This is a genomic window from Arthrobacter globiformis, assembly GCF_046536215.2.
GTDB lineage: Bacteria > Actinomycetota > Actinomycetes > Actinomycetales > Micrococcaceae > Arthrobacter > Arthrobacter globiformis_E.
Genome location: NZ_CM143421.1, coordinates 619370 through 631629, shown reverse-complemented (window position 1 = coordinate 631629; position 12260 = coordinate 619370). Strand labels below are relative to the sequence as shown.

Below are 12260 nucleotides of genomic sequence, written 5' to 3'. Positions count from 1 at the left end.
ATCGCCGGACGCGTACTGCTGACGTCCGCGGGCCGGCGGGGTAGGTTGTCCCCATGGCCAGTGAACAGACCACCATCAGTGTCGACGGGCCCGACGGCCCCCGGGAAATGCGCGTTTCCAGTCCTAGCCGGGTGTTGTGGCCCGAACTGGGACTGACCAAGCTGGACCTGGCGCGCTACTTCGTGGATGTCGGGGAGGCGTTCATCCGGGCCAACGGAGACCGGCCGGTAGCTCTGCAACGGTTCTCGGGCAACGTGGACGGCGAGCATTTCTTCTCCAAGAACCCGCCCAAAGGAGCGCCGGACTTCATACGCACGGTGAAGGTGGTATTTCCCAGTGCGCGTTCACACCCCATGCTGGTCTTCGACGAGCCGGCTGCAGTGGTCTGGGCTGCGCAAATGAACACGGTGGTTTTTCATCCCTGGCCGTCCCATGCGGACAACTCGGACAATCCCGACCAGCTGCGAATCGACCTGGATCCCCAGCCGGGCACCGACTACGACGACGCCATCCCCGCCGCCCTGGAACTGCGGAAGGTGCTCGCCGAGGCCGGGCTGGAAGCGTTCCTGAAAACCTCTGGAAACCGCGGCCTGCACGTCTACGCCCCGATTGAGCCGACACGCGAGTTCCTGGACGTCCGCCACGCCGTGATCGCCGCAGCCAGGGAGCTGGAGCGGCGCATGCCGGACAAGGTCACCACCAACTGGTGGAAGGAGGAGCGCGGCGGGCGCATCTTCGTCGACTTCAACCAGGCCAACCGGGACCGCACCATCGCCGGCGCCTACAGCCCGCGTGCCCTGCCGCATGCTTCCGTGTCCTGCCCGATCACCTGGGACGAGCTCGCGGAGGTCAGGCCCAAGGACTTCACCATCCTCACCGTGCCGGACAGGCTAAAAACGGTGGGGGACCCATGGGCGGACATGCACGCGACAGCGGGCACCATCGACACACTGCTGGAATGGTGGGAGCGCGACCTCAAGAACGGGCTCGGCGAACTGCCGTTCCCGCCTGACTATCCCAAGATGCCGGGCGAGCCGCCCCGCGTGCAGCCAAGCAGGGCGAAGAAGCCGGAGTAGCCGGAGGGACACCGCTATCGAGAAGGCAACCGTGCCCCAATGACTGCCCATTTAGGCACGGATGCCCCGCATAAGCGACGCAGGATGGATGCCAACTGGCTGTGGGGGTGACGAACTGCCCGCCGCAGTAGCCCGCAGATGGATGGGCTTCGGTCTGAGCGGAGTGTGCGTGGATGAGTCGTTACAGGAAGCGCTGGCGCATTGTGCCGGTTCTGCTCATGGTGTTGGCCCTTGCTGGCTGTGGTCCGCGTGTGCCCGACTTGACCACCCGTCCAACGCCGGTCGTTACCGGGGGCCCGACTGGCCAGACGACGAGTTCCAGCGAGACCCCCACGCAATCTCAGCCCTCCTCGGGTTCTGGATCGCCCTCGGAGTCGGAATCGACTGGCGCCACGGAGACGGCCTCGCAGTCGACATCGCCGACGGACACGAACACCCCGACTAATACGACCACCTCATCGGGGTCGGCGGCACCGTCAACAGAGATTCCGACCATAGTGTGCACGCCTGATATTCCCGCCACGCCAGCAACTCAAGTGACCGCACGGCCGGCCCCCTTGGAGTCAACAGACGTCCTTACGGAGAAGCCAGACCTCAGCGTGGCAGTGCCACAAAAATGCGCCGTGGGCTTGGGGAATCCGCCCGAAACTACTGCTTGTCTTTTCGTGTGGCTGGAGTTGCGAATTCTGGGGCAAGGGATCCCGGCGATTCAGGTGGGAATTCACAGCGGGTCGTTAGCGGGAGATGGTGGGCTGCATCAGGAGAGAACTTTGGAAGCGGCTCCAGGAATGAAGCTGGCGGAAATTCATGCCAACATCCGGATTACTGACCTAGGACAAACTCACGAAGTGACATTCATTGCGGACCCGAATAGTGCCGTTGAAGAGACCGATGAGAAGAACAACTCAACCACCGTGAAGCTCAGCCTGCCCGCCACCTCGTCCCCTTTGTCGGTCTGCCCCACGGAAACAACTGCTCCACAGGGTGGAACGGATGGCCCTACCGCGCCCGCTCCATCTACCGAAACCGCCGCCGCCGGTGGATAAAAGGATGGACCCCGCAGGACCGACGCCAAACGTCTAACCGCCGATGATGACCGTCGGACAACCGGGGCCAGGCGCAACGGGCGCGCCGTGGAGGCTTAGATCACCCACGCGGGCAGCAGGGAAGCCACCTATGAGCACCGTCAGGCTGCCCGTAGCGATCCCGTTCGGTGCCGGAGAAACACAGACAATTCCGCCGGGAAGGGCGTTCGCCACGGCAGCAGGCATCCCGCCGATCAGCACAGTTGGTACCCCGGCGGCGGGCGTGACGGGCCCGCCGGCATGGGGCTTGGGACCGTCGGACAGTGGGCACAACGCCGTATCACCGGCCCGGAGCGCAGGGCCTGTGGGCATCACTGAATCCCGTACGGCAGAACGTTCAGGGCAGCCCCTTGGGAGGCGCCCGGCTTCGAGGGTTCGCTCACCCTGACAGACTCGACCGAGAGGTTCCACGCCACCGTCAGCGCCGCGGCGAGAAGCAGGAGAAAAAGCACCGCCTTGATCGTTCTCCACGGCAGCACGGGATCCTGAACGTGGCTCCCGTCGAGCAGAACGGGAAGTCCGCCCTCCGGCGTCGCCGTCACCGCGAACATGCGCGTGGCAGGCGTGCCACTCCAAATCTTCTCTGCGGGACGAACACGGACTGCCGTGAACTGAACCGTGCCAGGTTCGATTGTCAGTTCCGGGGGCTCCAGCTCAAATTCCAGCAGCTCGCCGGGGTCAGACCCGGCCAGTTCCACTGTGACAGGGACATTTCCCCAGTTGTCGAGGGCAACATGGTGCTTGCCCCCGCGCTTGCCCCGGGACATGCGCGGCATGAGTTCACCTGTCGTCTCAACGAACGGGAGGACCTCGACAACCCCTTCCGGCAGCACGGCGTCTTCAGGATGCTCGGTGGGCAACACGTGGATTCCAAAGACGAAGTCTCCAGCGGGGATGGAAGCGGACCGGAGAGGTTTGAATGTCGCTGCGGCCGTGGTGTTGTGTCCGGGATATAGCGAGATACGGTCTGGAAGGATTTCGGCCCAGGACGCTGCCGGGCCCACAACCCGTAGCGCATACTCCTCTACTACGTCGCTGTCGTTTCGGAGAGTCAGATGGACAACCCCCTCGGCACCAGCCTCCAGGCTGAGGCGGGGCATATCAAGCGATGCAGTAGTGCTCATAGCCTCTCCTCCGGAGCCGAGCACACGGGAAAATGCGCTCGCAAGTCCTCAGAGATTACGGCGCCGGATAAGACCGGCAGCACTCCGCCCGGCCGGACTTCTGGGCACTGCGGTTGCCCGTTGAGCCCTTGTTGACTGCACGAAGAGAAGCATCCGCTAAATTCAGGGCAGCGGATTGCCAAAATCGGGTACGTGACGCTGGTGGGGGCTACCGGTCTGGTCCGCGGCCGTTACAGGTAGCAGGGGAGGATTCATGGAACCAATAACTGTGAAAGTCCATGCGCGCGATCCGATTTCCGAAGCCGGAGTCGCCAGCGAGTTGCGGGCACGTCCCGAAGTCCGCGTGGTGCGGGCGCCGAACGCCGAAGCGAGGGTCGTCGTCGTGGTCGCAGATTCAGTCGACGAAGATGCACTGACTCTACTCCGCATTGTGCAGCGGCAGGGCGCCGCCCGGGCTGTCCTCGTGGCGGGCCGCCTGGACGACGGCGACCTCGTCAAGGCGGTGGAAACAGGGGTGGTGGGGATTGTACGTCGCAGCGAAGCGACTCCGGACCGCCTTATCTCTGTCATCCTGGCCGCCGCTGCGGGGGAGGGCAGCGTGCCGCCCGACCTGCTGGGCCGCCTGCTGGATCAGGTCGGGAAGCTGCAGCGCCACGTCCTCGGACCCCGGGGGATCATGTTCACCGGTCTTGCTCCACGCGAGGTGGAGGTTTTGCGTCTGCTGGCTGACGGGCTGGATACGTGTGAGATCGCGCGGAAACTTGCGTACTCGGAGCGCACAGTAAAAAACGTGGTGCACGACGTGACCACGCGGCTCCAGTTGCGCAACCGGTCCCATGCCGTGGCGTATGCACTCCGCGAGGGGCTGATCTAAGGGTTTGCCCGAAGGGGTAGGGAGCGGTTCCCGGACGCCTGCCCCGCACAGGGTACCGGCCGTTCGCCGTGTCGATCACCGTGGACATACGGTCCGCCGCATGGCGGACCGTATGTCCCGGCAAACGGGGGAGTCATCAGTTGTCCCTACCAAGACCAGGAGTTGCGGTCCCGACGGCGGTCGCAGCTTTGGGGCGCGGCCGCAGCCGCCGAACGCCAGGCCGACGGCGGCGGTCACGTGATTGCCCAAGTTGATGATGCGCTGCGCACACTCATCCGGAATGACGCTCTCAACGGTTCGGAAGTCGACGTCGTCTTCGACGCACCGACGAAGGACTGGGCTGCCCGCCGGAATGCGCCGACGGTCAACCTGTACCTATACGACATCCGCGAGGACGTCCGCCGTCGGGAGCGGGGTCTGTCAGAGCAGCGCGGCGAGGACGGCCATGTCCGGACCCGCCGCCCGGCGCCCCGTCATTACAAGCTGTCCTACCTGGTCACGGCTTGGACCCAAAGGCCGGAGGACGAGCATCGGCTCCTCGACCAGCTGCTTCGGTGCTTCCTCAAGTACGAGGCCCTGCCTGACGAGCTCGTGGTTGGCCAGCTGGCGGAGACCGGGCTCGCAGTGCCGCTGACCGTGGGTCTTCCCCCGCCGGAGGATCGTGCGTTCGCTGACGTGTGGTCCGCGTTGGGCGGGGAGCTGAAGCCCTCGCTCGACATCGTAGTCATCGCACCCGTCGACACAGGCATCGTCTATCAGGCCGGCCCGCCGGCGTCGCAAGGCACGCACCTTGACATGGCAGACCTGCTGGATGGGGGAGCCGACGTAGGCCGTCACCAGCACGTTGCACCGCCGGCGTCCGCCCAAGGCAACGGCAAGCGGCAGGCCCGGTGATCCCCGCATGGGGCAGAATCCGAGCCTTGCGCACATTCTGGGAAGAGTTGGCGTAGTCGAGGAGCGCATACGCGCGCTGGTGGCTTTGCGACGGGCCGATGATCCGCAACCTGACGACCCGTTCCGGGGGCTGTATCTCAGCGAAGAAGCGGTGGACCGCCTGCTTGAGGGCGCGCAGTCGTCCCTGGAGGATGGCAGCGACGGGCCCGGCGCAGCCACAGTACGGCAAGGGGAATGCGAAGCGCTGGCTGACGCTGCCCAGGAGGCAGGTCACCCGCTGAGGCTGCGGGAGCTTGCAGACACTTTCGGACTATCTGCTCTCGACCTTGACCTTCTGCTGGTGGCGCTCGCAGCTGATCTGGACCCGCGCTTCGAACAGTTCTTCGGCTACCTGAATGACGACGTCACGCGGCGCCGCCCGTCAGTGGCCGTTGCGCTGGCGCTTTGTGGCGAACCGCTTACATCCGCCGGCGCCCGCGCGCGGCTATTGTCTGGCCCGCTCATTTCGGGCGGTCTGCTGGCCGTCGAGGATCCGGAGCGCCCGCTGCCTGGCAGGGCGCTGCGGGTGCCGGACCGCGTTGTCGGGCATCTCCTGGGTGACGATGCCCCCGAGCCCGCGCTCGCCGCAGTTCTGGCCGCCGCACCCAAAATTTCGTGGGGCAATCCGGGTCCTCTGACAAGGGCGCTCAAGGCGGGCGTAAGGCTTGCCTACCTGCGGGAACCCGCAACAGGATCCGGACGCATCCTGGCAGCGGAGGCTCTCCGTTCCTTCAGCTTGCCGGCGATCCACCTTGATCTGGGACGGCTGGCGAATGAGCGGGAACCGCTTGCGCTGGTGGACGCCGCAGTGCGGGAGGCGAGGCTGAGGGGCGCCGGGCTTGTGGCCGCACCCCTGGCCGCGGTTTCCGGACATCCCGCTGTGCTGGAGGCCCTGCACGCCGAACCCCAGCCGGTGCTCCTGGTGGGCGACGCCGGGTGGGATCCGGCGTGGACCAGCCGGCCGCCGCTGTTGGTAGACGTTCCTGCAAGTTCTTCAGGCGAGCGATTGGAGCTGTGGCGGGCGGCCCTTGGGTCGCCCAACGGGCTGGACATGGAGGCAGCGACATCGGCTTTCAGGCTGCGGCCCGAGCAGGTTGTCCGCGCTGCCGGAACCGCACTTGTGCAGGCCACCCTGGCCGAGGACGGGCGGGCCACCAGCGCACATCTGCGGGCGGGGGCGCGCGGCGAGAACGGTTCGGCCCTGGACCGGCTGGCCCGGCGGGTGGAACCGGTTGTCGGGTGGAGTGACCTGGTTCTGCCCGACGCCGTCCTGCAGGCGCTCCAGGAAGTGGCGCTGCGGGCCAAGCACCGGGAGAGGGTGCTCGGCGACTGGTCCATGCGTCCCGGAGCCGGACGCGGGCACGGCGTGGCGGCACTGTTCGCGGGGGATTCGGGGACCGGCAAGACGATGTCCGCCGAGGTGGTAGCCGGGGAGCTGGGACTGGACCTTTACGTGGTGGACCTGGCCACCGTCGTCGATAAATACGTGGGGGAGACGGAAAAGAACCTGGAGCGGATTTTTGCTGCCGCAGCGGGCGTCAACGGCGTGCTGCTGTTTGACGAGGCCGACGCCGTCTTCGGTCGCCGCTCCGAGGTGAAGGACGCCCATGACCGCTATGCCAACATCGAAAGTGCATACCTGCTGCAGCGGATGGAGACATTCGACGGCTTGGCGGTCCTGGCCACGAACTTGCGCGCCAACATCGATGAGGCGTTCACCCGCCGGCTGGATGTCCTGGTGGACTTCCCGTTGCCGGATACGGCCCACCGCAGCGTGCTGTGGGACAGGTGCCTCCGGACGCTGGACCGCTCGGCGGACATCGACCTCGTATTCCTGGGCAAGGCCTTCGAGCTGGCGGGTGGTTCCATCCGCTCTGCCGCCATCACGGCAGCGTACCTCGCAGCGGACGACGGCGGCACGGTGACCATGAGGCACCTGGTCACCGCCGTGCAGCGCGAGTACCGCAAGCTCGGGCGGCTGATGCTGGAGAGCGAATTCGGCCCGTACTGGGGAATGCTCTCCACTGGGGGCAGACCGGGTGGGTGAGGGACGGAACGGTCAGGTCCGGCGACTTGCCCGTATGGGCAGCGACGGCTGCCCTTACCGTCGCCGTGGTGGCGCTTGTAGCCCCGTTAGGCAGGGGGCATCGTCGGTGTAGGTCCGATGAAAGGGATGCATGATGCTCAGCCATGACCATGACCAGACCGATGTCGACAACCTGCGGAACAAGCCTGCGCGGGCGGACACAGCGGAATCTGCCGTGCTGTTCCGGGCGGCGGCAGCCGGCCGGACCGACGTCGTCGGGTCCCGGGGAATCCTGGCGCTTCAGCGCGCCGTCGGCAACAGCGGCGTCCGCGGGCTCGCGGAAGAGGAACGGTCATCCGTGCTCGACGTCGTCTCGTCCGGAGGCGGCCAGCCACTGGAGGAGCCGGTGCGGGCCGACATGGAGGGCCGCCTGGGCCACAGCTTCTCGGACGTCCGTGTCCATACAGGCGACGCCGCCCATGATTCAGCAACTTCAGTGAACGCACATGCTTACACTGTCGGCTCCAATATCGTCTTCCAGCGGGACAAGTATGATCCGGGCTCGGACGCGGGCCGGACGATGCTTGCCCATGAGCTCACCCATGTGGTCCAGCAGCGTAGTGGGCCGGTTGACGGAACGGCGACGGGTACGGGCGTGCGGGTCAGTGACCCCTCCGACCGCTTCGAGCGGGAGGCGGCCGCCACGGCCGAACGGGCCATGTCCATTCCGGCGGTGCCGGCCACGGCCCAGCGGTCAGCGGGGGATGCCGCCGTCGTACAGCGCGATGCATCCGTCCAGCGCGAGGACGAGGAACAGGAGAAAGACACGGCGCAAGGCTCCTTCATGGCAGGTGCGCCGGTCCAGCGCGACGAGGCCGAAGAGGAAGAGCCCGGCTGATCCGGCCGGGGCAGGCCATGTCGACGGCTTTTCACAGCCAAGCGGGAAAGGTTCCGGCGCAGCGCGCCGGTCCTACAGCTTCGCGCTGGGCCACTGGCACTGCGGACAGGGAGGTCAGCGGTGCGCTGAACGCAGGCAGACTGCGGGCAGTCGATGGTTCACGGGCCGGTATGGATCCCCGTACCGTGCTGGCACTGCAGCGGCAAGCCGGTAATGCTGCTGTGGGTGCGCTCATGGCAGCGAAGCAGAAATCGCCGGGGGAGCAGGCTGTCGCTGAGATTGACTCAGCACTGACGGAGATCCGGAAGAGCGATCCCGCCATCGCCACGGTTGAGAAGGGCCTCAAGGCCGCGAGCGCCGCCGGAGTGCCCGTGGATCTGGACGGCCCGAAGCCGCCCGCCGCAGCCCTGGCGGTGACCAGGACGGGATTCGGCCCGGGGCAGGTAGCAGGGAAGAAACCGGTGCCGCCGCCTAAACCGGTGCCCGCGGTAAGCCCGCTTGGGAAGGCCGCGGGAGCCAAAGCTGGCGGCCCGGGCAAAGGCTCCACAGGAGGGAAAGTTCCTGCCGCCGCGGCGGCGCCCGTCGGCGGGACCGCGGTCCCCCTGGCACCTCTTGCGCTGCCTGCTGACAAACTCCTGCAGCCGCCCGTGGCCCCAATTCCGGTGCGGCCGGAGGAGGATCCTGCCTTCAGTCAGGTCACCGGAAGTATCGCTGGTTTCGCGCAGTCACGAAAGGCACATCCTCCCGCTGCCTCCAAGGCGAGCGAAGCCCAGGCGGCGGCGCTCCCGCCGTCGGACGACGTGGCCGGGCAGGCCAAAGCCGCCAAGGTCGACGCCATGGACGCCCAGCAGGCGGGATCCTTCGACAAGAAAGCCTTTATCGCTGCGGTCAAGGCGGCCATCGAGTCGAAGTCGCCGAAGACCCTTCAGGAGGCCGACGAGTACAAGAAGTCCGGTAAGGCGGGGGAAGCGAAGGGCGAAGTCAAGGGACTCGTCACGCAGGGCAAGGAGGGCCAGGCCAAGGACATCGAGGCGGCTACGGCGGCCCCGCCGGACCAGTCGAAGGCCGTCCCGAAGCCGGTCACACCGATGGCCCAGGAACAGCCCAGGCAGGCTGCGCCCGTTCCGGCCACCGGAGCTGTGCCCAAGCCGGCGCCCGCCGAACAGGTCAACCTTGCTGCCGGAGCCCACCAAGCCAACCAGGAGATGGCGGACGCCGAGGTCACCGAGCAGCAGTTGGCGCAGTCCAACGAGCCGGAGTTCCAGCAGGGGCTTGCCGATAAGCGGGCCGCTGCTGACCATGCCCAGGCAGCACCCGCGGAATTCCGCCAGCAGGAGCAGCAGGTTCTTCAGCAGGGCAAGGCCGAGGCTTCGGCGGAGACGGCGGCGGGCGTAACGGGAATGCAGAGCGCCAAGGCAGCGGCGCTGGCCAACCTGGTCGCAGACAAGGGCAAGACCAAATCCAAGGACGAGGCAAAGCGCGCCGAAGTCACGGCGAAGGTCCAGGGCATCTTCGCGGCCACCGAAGCCGACGTGAAGAAGATCCTCGACGGGATTGACCCCAAGGTAGAGGCTGCCTTCGAGAAGGGCGAGGCCGGCGCCCGATCAGCGTTCGAGGCGTACGTCGAGGCGAAGATGTCCGCGTACAAGAAGGACCGGTACGGCGGCTGGCTGGGCGCGTACCGCTGGCTCAAGGACAAGATCGCCGGCATGCCGCCCAAGGTCAACGAGTTTTACGAGGCTGGCCGCGAGCTGTACCTGCAGCGAATGGACGGCGTCATTTCCGACGTGGCGAATATCGTCGGGACAGACCTGACCGCGGCCAAGCAGCGGATCGCCAGGGGCAAATCCGAGATCGCCTCGTACGTGAAGGGGCTCCCGGCCGACCTGCAGAAGGTCGGGGCCGAAGCCACCAAGGAGATCGGCGACAAGTTCTCCCAACTAGAAAGTGACGTCAACGCCAAGCAGGAGTCCGTGGTGGACGCCTTGGCGACGAAGTACGTCGAGGCGCGCAAGGGGCTGGATGAGCGGATCGAGGCGCTGCAGGCGGAGAACAAGAGCCTCGTGGACAAGGCGATCGGTGCGATCAAGGGCATCATCAACACCATTCGCGAGCTTGCTGCGATGCTCAAGAACGTGCTCTCCCGCGCGGCCGGCGTCGTCGGAGACATCATCAAGAACCCGGTTGCCTTCCTGGGAAACCTGATCGAGGGCGTCAAGGGCGGCATCCTGAAGTTCATGGACAACATCCTCGGCCACCTCAAGAAGGGCCTGATGGGCTGGCTCTTCGGCGCCTTGGCGGAGGGCGGCGTCGAGATTCCGGACACCTTCGACATCAAGGGCATCATCAAGCTGCTCGCCTCGATCTTCGGGCTGACCTGGGCCAACATCCGCAACCGCCTCGTCAAGCAGATCGGCGAGCCGGCGATGGCCGCTGTGGAGAAGGGCGTGGAGATCTTCCAGGTCTTCGCCAGCCAGGGCCTGGCTGGCCTGTGGCAGATGCTTTTGGAAAAGCTCGGCAACATCAAGGACATGATCTTGGAGCAGGTCAAGGATTTCGTCATTACGAAGATCATCACCGCAGGCATCACCTGGCTGATCGGTCTGCTCAACCCGGCAGCGGCATTCATCAAGGCCTGCAAGTTGATCTACGACGTCGTGATGTTCTTCGTCAACAATGCCGAGCGGATCATGAAGTTCGTCAACACCGTCATCGACTCGGTCGCCGACGTTGTGCGCGGCAACGTCAGCGGTGTGGTGAACAAGATCAACGATGTCCTAGGCCAAATGGTCCCGATCCTCATCGGATTCCTGGCCAGCGCGATCGGTCTGGGTGGCATCGGCCAGAAGATCCGCGAGATCATCCAGAAGCTCCAGAAGCCGGTCAACCAGGCCCTCGACTTCGTGATCAAGACAGGGCTCAAACTGGCTGGCCCGGTCATCCGGGGGATCAAAGGGTTTGCGCGGAAGGTGAAGGGGAAGGTCGCCGCGGGCAAGGCCTGGGTGAAGGGGAAGGCTGAGGCCGGCATGGCCAAAGTACGGGCAGCCGGTGAGAAGCTCGGGATCATTCGTCGGCCGTTCCGTCTCGGATCCGAAGGGCATACTCTGACCCTGAATCCGGGGCCGCAACCGACGCTCATGATGGCCTCCAACCCGGAACATCTCGTCGCGAGGCTGCGTCGGGAGATTGAACTTGTGTCAGGGCATCCGGAGCAGGCCGCGGCTGCAACTGCTCTTCTCGTCCAGGCACAAAATCATGTCGAGCTCAGCAAAGTTGCACAGCCTGGAGACGTTTCCCTCCAGACAGGTCTCGATTCTTTGGCTCGCAATCTGGGGAAGTACGGGCGGACCTATGGCGTGTCTGATATTGGAAGTCGCGGGGCAATGGCCCAATCGGTTGACAATGCGTCTATCAAAGCAGGGATAGAAACTGCCGAGTCCGAAAAGCGGAAGGCCGTGGCACGTCACAAGAAGGAGGGCGGAGACCGTGGACAGGTTTGGGCCAGCGGTGGCGGGGACTTAGTCAGACAGGGTGCTGGCCAGGTGCCGACCGAAGGGGAGACGATGACACGCATGACTCCATACGTCGCAGCGGAGATGGCCAAGTTTACCGAGCTGGCGCCTGCACACGATATTGCTGCGATGACTACCCTGACGCCCATTGCAGAGAAAGAGAAGAACCGTCTGGAAGCTCGCGTCAAAGCTGCAAAGACCGAGAAATCGCGCAAGAAGTGGGAGGCCGAGCTTGATAGCCTGCTACGTCGTACTGGGAGCTACCTCCACGGGCAAGGCTACGAGGGACGCAATAAAGAGCAACGGGAGGCATATAGTCAGGCGACAAATAAGTGGCTTCCCCGTCGCAGTCCTCGCGACCAGGGTATTCCAGGCCGTGCCGACCTGGTGCACGCGGAGAAAAACATCTACCGGATGAATGGCGCCCAGGCTATTGGTGTTTCCACCCTGCCTCAGTGCCCGCAGTGCATTCTGTGGTTCAAGGATCAGGCCACCAGCGGCAAGAGATTCATTGTGGTGGCCTCCGACCAAGTGCGGGTATTCATGCCGGATGGGTCAATCCGTGGCAAGAAAGACTTCAAGTAAAAGCGACTGGGGATGACAGCAATGGCTGCTGTCGCGGGACGATCAAGGGCAAGGTCATGCTCGAGTCGAAACGCGTCGAGGTCGCGGTTGAAAGCCGAGCCGCCTTTTGCCCGACCATCCGCAGCAGCTGGCGCCCCAGTTGATGCG

10 protein-coding genes are annotated in these 12260 nt (G+C 65.2%); 7 read left to right on the top strand and 3 right to left on the bottom strand.

From position 1 onward, the window contains the following. The first annotated feature begins 53 nt into the window (after nt 1-53). Complete coding sequence (ligD, locus tag R5O87_RS02945; RefSeq protein WP_410555520.1) at nt 54-1076, top strand: non-homologous end-joining DNA ligase; 1023 nt, start codon at nt 54-56, stop codon at nt 1074-1076. 340 nt (nt 1077-1416) lie between these two features. On the opposite strand, the gene R5O87_RS02940 is transcribed toward ligD, so the two are convergent. Beyond that, a complete protein-coding gene (locus R5O87_RS02940) occupies nt 1417-1572 on the bottom strand; it encodes a hypothetical protein (RefSeq protein WP_410555519.1) in 156 nt (51 codons plus the stop codon). A 103-nt stretch (nt 1573-1675) separates the two neighbouring features. Between R5O87_RS02940 and R5O87_RS02935 the strand changes: the two genes are divergently transcribed. Then, nucleotides 1676-2122, top strand: a complete 447-nt coding sequence (locus R5O87_RS02935) for a hypothetical protein (protein ID WP_410555518.1) — start codon at nt 1676-1678, stop codon at nt 2120-2122. 33 nt (nt 2123-2155) lie between these two features. Here the strand turns inward: R5O87_RS02935 and R5O87_RS02930 are convergent, their stop codons facing one another. Next, a complete protein-coding gene (locus tag R5O87_RS02930) occupies nt 2156-2473 on the bottom strand; it encodes a PAAR domain-containing protein (protein WP_410555517.1) in 318 nt (105 codons plus the stop codon). Continuing rightward, nucleotides 2473-3285 (bottom strand): COG1470 family protein, encoded by an 813-nt coding sequence (locus tag R5O87_RS02925; RefSeq protein ID WP_410555516.1) that lies wholly within the window; start codon nt 3283-3285, stop codon nt 2473-2475. Before R5O87_RS02925 ends, R5O87_RS02930 begins: the two co-directional genes overlap by 1 nt. A gap of 253 nt (nt 3286-3538) precedes the next feature. Between R5O87_RS02925 and R5O87_RS02920 the strand changes: the two genes are divergently transcribed. The 5 genes from R5O87_RS02920 to R5O87_RS02900 all read left to right on the top strand — a co-directional run bounded on the left by R5O87_RS02920 (nt 3539) and on the right by R5O87_RS02900 (nt 12113). Further along, on the top strand, nt 3539-4159 hold the full coding sequence (locus R5O87_RS02920; protein WP_111902576.1) for a response regulator transcription factor: 621 nt from the start codon (nt 3539-3541) through the stop codon (nt 4157-4159). Nucleotides 4160-4396: 237 nt separating this feature from the next. Next, nucleotides 4397-5053 (top strand): Pvc16 family protein, encoded by a 657-nt coding sequence (locus R5O87_RS02915; protein WP_410555515.1) that lies wholly within the window; start codon nt 4397-4399, stop codon nt 5051-5053. Between the two features lie 79 nt (nt 5054-5132). Next, nucleotides 5133-7139, top strand: coding sequence for an ATP-binding protein (locus R5O87_RS02910; RefSeq protein ID WP_462836370.1), 2007 nt, complete (start codon nt 5133-5135; stop codon nt 7137-7139). Between the two features lie 130 nt (nt 7140-7269). After that, nucleotides 7270-8016: an eCIS core domain-containing protein gene (locus R5O87_RS02905; protein WP_410555513.1), complete on the top strand. Its 747-nt coding sequence runs from the start codon at nt 7270-7272 to the stop codon at nt 8014-8016. A gap of 185 nt (nt 8017-8201) precedes the next feature. After that, nucleotides 8202-12113, top strand: coding sequence for a phage tail protein (locus R5O87_RS02900; RefSeq protein WP_410555512.1), 3912 nt, complete (start codon nt 8202-8204; stop codon nt 12111-12113). Nucleotides 12114-12260: the final 147 nt, after the last annotated feature.

What these genes read in the sequence shown, in the direction of transcription:
- R5O87_RS02905 (WP_410555513.1), top strand. Translation starts at nt 7,270, where the DNA reads ATGATGCTCAGCCATGACCATGACCAGACCGATGTCGACAACCTGCGG.
- ligD (WP_410555520.1), top strand. Translation starts at nt 54, where the DNA reads ATGGCCAGTGAACAGACCACCATCAGTGTCGACGGGCCCGACGGCCCC.
- R5O87_RS02930 (WP_410555517.1), bottom strand. Translation starts at nt 2,473, where the DNA reads ATGCCCACAGGCCCTGCGCTCCGGGCCGGTGATACGGCGTTGTGCCCA.
- R5O87_RS02925 (WP_410555516.1), bottom strand. Translation starts at nt 3,285, where the DNA reads ATGAGCACTACTGCATCGCTTGATATGCCCCGCCTCAGCCTGGAGGCT.
- R5O87_RS02920 (WP_111902576.1), top strand. Translation starts at nt 3,539, where the DNA reads ATGGAACCAATAACTGTGAAAGTCCATGCGCGCGATCCGATTTCCGAA.
- R5O87_RS02940 (WP_410555519.1), bottom strand. Translation starts at nt 1,572, where the DNA reads ATGGTCGGAATCTCTGTTGACGGTGCCGCCGACCCCGATGAGGTGGTC.